This window comes from Novosphingobium sp., from assembly GCF_036733805.1.
Taxonomy (GTDB): domain Bacteria; phylum Pseudomonadota; class Alphaproteobacteria; order Sphingomonadales; family Sphingomonadaceae; genus Novosphingobium.
The window spans coordinates 1-3,426 of sequence record NZ_DAIMZT010000118.1 but is presented as its reverse complement, the minus strand read 5'-3'; the positions used below and the strand labels follow the sequence as shown (position 1 = coordinate 3,426).

Annotated in this window: 3 protein-coding genes; 2 read left to right on the top strand and 1 reads right to left on the bottom strand. The window is 60.0% G+C overall.

What is annotated here, in order from left to right; all coding sequences use genetic code 11:
- The coding region (locus tag V7D69_RS15565) for a nicotinate phosphoribosyltransferase (RefSeq protein WP_333606273.1) at window positions 1-1,094 on the top strand (1,094 nt) is incomplete at its 5' end.
- Between the two features lie 109 nt (window positions 1,095-1,203).
- Here the strand turns inward: V7D69_RS15565 and V7D69_RS15560 are convergent.
- Window positions 1,204-2,598, bottom strand: a complete 1,395-nt coding sequence (locus V7D69_RS15560) for a leucyl aminopeptidase family protein (RefSeq protein ID WP_035264577.1) — start codon at window positions 2,596-2,598, stop codon at window positions 1,204-1,206.
- 142 nt (window positions 2,599-2,740) lie between these two features.
- Here V7D69_RS15560 and V7D69_RS15555 point away from each other — a divergent pair.
- Window positions 2,741-3,426: tetratricopeptide repeat protein (locus tag V7D69_RS15555; protein WP_333606272.1), on the top strand; the 686-nt coding region annotated here is incomplete at its 3' end.

Here is a 3,426-nt window from a genome sequence, read left to right as displayed (position 1 = left end):
AACAGCTCGATCATGCACGCACCCTGCGTCTTTCCAAGAAGGAAAACATCTGGCTTGCGGGTAACACGTTTTACGGCCGCTCGCAGATTTTCGAGCCGGAATTCCTCTCCTGGCTTTCAAGCTATCAATTGCCGGAATACGAGCTTTTCAAACGCGACGGGCAATATGAGCTGAATTTTCATGGCCGCTGGATGGATACGACGCTCTGGGAAATCCCGGCGCTCGCCATCATCAACGAGTTGCGCTCGCGCAGCGCTATGCGCTCGCTCGGTTATTTCACGCTCGATGTGCTTTATGCCCGCGCAAAGGCCAAGATGTGGGAGAAGGTCGAGCGGCTGCGGGAACTGCCGGGACTGCGCATTTCCGATTTCGGCACCCGCCGCCGGCACAGCTTCCTTTGGCAACGCTGGTGCGTCGAAGCGCTGAAGGAAGGCATCGGGCCTGCCTTTACCGGTACGAGTAACGTCCTGCTCGCCATGGATTCCGATCTCGAAGCCGTGGGAACGAACGCGCATGAACTGCCGATGGTGGTCGCGGCGTTGGCGCAAACGGATGAGGAGCTGGCTGCAGCACCCTATCAGGTTCTGAAGGACTGGAACCGGCTTTATGGCGGCAACCTGCTGATCGTGCTGCCGGACGCCTTCGGCACGGCGGCTTTCCTGCGCAATGCGCCGGAATGGGTGGCAGACTGGACGGGTTTCCGTCCCGACAGTGCGCCGCCGATCGAAGGCGGCGAAAAGATCATCGAGTGGTGGCAGAAGATGGGTCGCGATCCGCGCAAGAAGATGCTTATCTTCTCCGACGGTCTCGATGTCGACGCCATCATCGATACCTACAGGCATTTCGAAGGCCGCGTTCGCATGAGCTTCGGCTGGGGCACCAACCTCACCAATGATTTTGCCGGTTGCGCGCCAAAAACCATCGCCAGCCTCAAGCCGATTTCCATCGTCTGCAAGGTGAGCGACGCCAATGGCCGGCCGGCCGTGAAACTCTCGGACAATCCGCAAAAGGCCACCGGTGACCCGGCCGAAGTGGAGCGTTACCTGAAGTTCTTCGGCGAAGAAGACCACAAGGAACAGAAGGTTCTGGTTTAAAGCCTTTCCAGTAAAAGTGGAGCCCGGTTTTCCGCCCGGAAATGCTCTAAATTGAGAACGGGCGCTCCGGTTGAGGAAGCGCCCGTGGAAGCCTGCACCTATCAGCAGATTACTTCGCGAACTGGTGTGCGATGTAATGGAAGAGTGCGCGGATACCCTGCGCCTCCCCGCCGATCGATGAATGATGCCTCTCGCTCAGAGACCAGCCGTAAATATCGAAATGCGCCCAGCGCCTGGTATTGGTGACGAAACGCTTCAGGAACAGGGCGGCGGTGATCGATCCGCCCATGCCGCCCGAAGGCGCGTTGGTGATATCGGCTGCGCGTGAGCGGATATCCTTGTCGTAGCCCATATAGAGCGGCATGCGCCACAGCGGATCGTCCGTGTCGATGCTGGCTTCCGCGATATCATGCGCCAGATCCTCGTCATCGGTGTAGAATGGCGGCAGATCCGGGCCGAGCGCGACGCGGGCAGCGCCAGTCAGCGTCGCCATGTCGATCATCAGGTCCGGCGCATCTTCGTCCGCATAGGCCAGCGCATCCGCCAGAACAAGACGGCCTTCAGCGTCGGTATTGTCGATCTGCACCGTCAGCCCCTTGCGGCTGCGGTAGATATCGCCGGGGCGGAAGGCATTGGAGGAGATGGAGTTTTCGACCGCGGGCACGAGAACGCGAAGATCGACCGGCAGCTTCGCATCCATGATCATCAGCGCAAGGCCGAGCACATTGGCCGCACCTCCCATATCCTTCTTCATCAGCGCCATGGAAGCGGCGGGTTTGATATCGAGGCCGCCTGTATCGAAGCAGACGCCCTTGCCGACGAGAGTGAGGCGCGGATTGCCCTTCTTGCCCCAGTTCATCTCCAGAAGCCGCGGCGCGCTTTCGCTGGCCCGGCCGACAGCATGGATCAGCGGTAAGTTTTCCTTGAGCAGATCATCACCGGTGGTGACCTTCACCTTTGCCTTGTAATGGGCGGCAAGCGCGCGGAAGGCAATCTCAAGCTCATCCGGTCCCATATCATTGGCCGGAACATTGATGAGGTCGCGCGCAAGGAAAACGCCGGCCAGAACGCGCTTGATCTCGCCGTCTTCCGCGTCCTGCGGAATAAGGAGCTTTGCCCCGTTCGTCTTGGTGGTCTTGTATTTGTCGAAGCGGTAGCTGCCGAGACCGAAACCGAGAGCGAGGCGATTGGCCGTCAGTGGTGCGGTCTCGATGTGCCACTCGCCTTCCGGCAGCTCACGGGCGAGTTTCCCGGTGATGAAGGGGATTTCCGAGGGATTGCCGCCAAGTCCGAGAAGCACGCCGCCCAGCGAACCATCGGCGGAAGGAACGAGGAGGATAGCGCCTGCCTCCGCCTTGAACCCCGCCTTCTTCGCCCAATCCAGAGCGACAGGATCGATGGCGCCCTGTTCGATATGGGCCGGCGTGACGGCGAAAACCGGCAATGTGCTGCCGGCCTTGGAGCTGAAAGGGGTTGGGCGTTCGATGAACTGATAGGGCGCCATTGTATGCTTCCGTAAATGTCGAGAATCGGTGCGATTAACGCTCTGTTAGGGTTAACAGATTATTGCTTAAGCGAAAGTTGCGTCATGTGAGTCTGTCGTGTGTCGGGCGCAAGATTGATCATTCTTGGGCGGGGGCGCTGCCATGACTGCATTTTCTTTGGGCGAGACAGGCCGGACAGGGTTGCTGCGGGGAGCGTGTCTTGCCGCATTGGTTCTTGCGATTTCAGGATGCGCGGGCACCAACAAGCCTGATCGCATGTCCACCGGCTCCATTCCCGCCGCCACACGCTCCTATGATCACATGAACATGGAGCAGCTTCGGCAGGCGGAGGAAAGCGCCGGCAAAGCCTATGAACGCAGTCCCAAGGATAAATCGATCGGCATGAATTATGCCAGCGTGCTGATGATGACCGGCAAGAACACACAGGCTCTCGCCGTCATGCAGCAGATCGCCATCGCCAATCCGGCCGACCGCGATGTTCTTGCCGCCTATGGCAAATCGCAGGCCGCCGCCGGCCAGCTGGAGCAGGCGCTTTCGACCATCCAGCGGGCACAGACGCCGGATCGACCCGACTGGCGGCTTTATTCTGCCGAGGGCGCCGTGCTCGATCAGCTTGGACGCTCGAACGAGGCGCGTTCCCGCTACAGGCAGGCGCTTGACCTGAAGCCGAACGATCCGAGCGTGTTGTCCAATCTCGGCATGTCCTATGTCCTGTCGAGCGATCCGCGCACTGCCGAAACATATCTGCAATCCGCCATCGCCCAGCCGGGCGCCGATAGCCGCGTTCGCCAGAACCTCGCGCTCGTGGTCGGTCTACAGGGCCGCTT

Excerpts from the sequence above, each read along its gene's own strand:
- V7D69_RS15560 (WP_035264577.1), bottom strand. The coding sequence starts at position 2,598 with ATGGCGCCCTATCAGTTCATCGAACGCCCAACCCCTTTCAGCTCCAAG.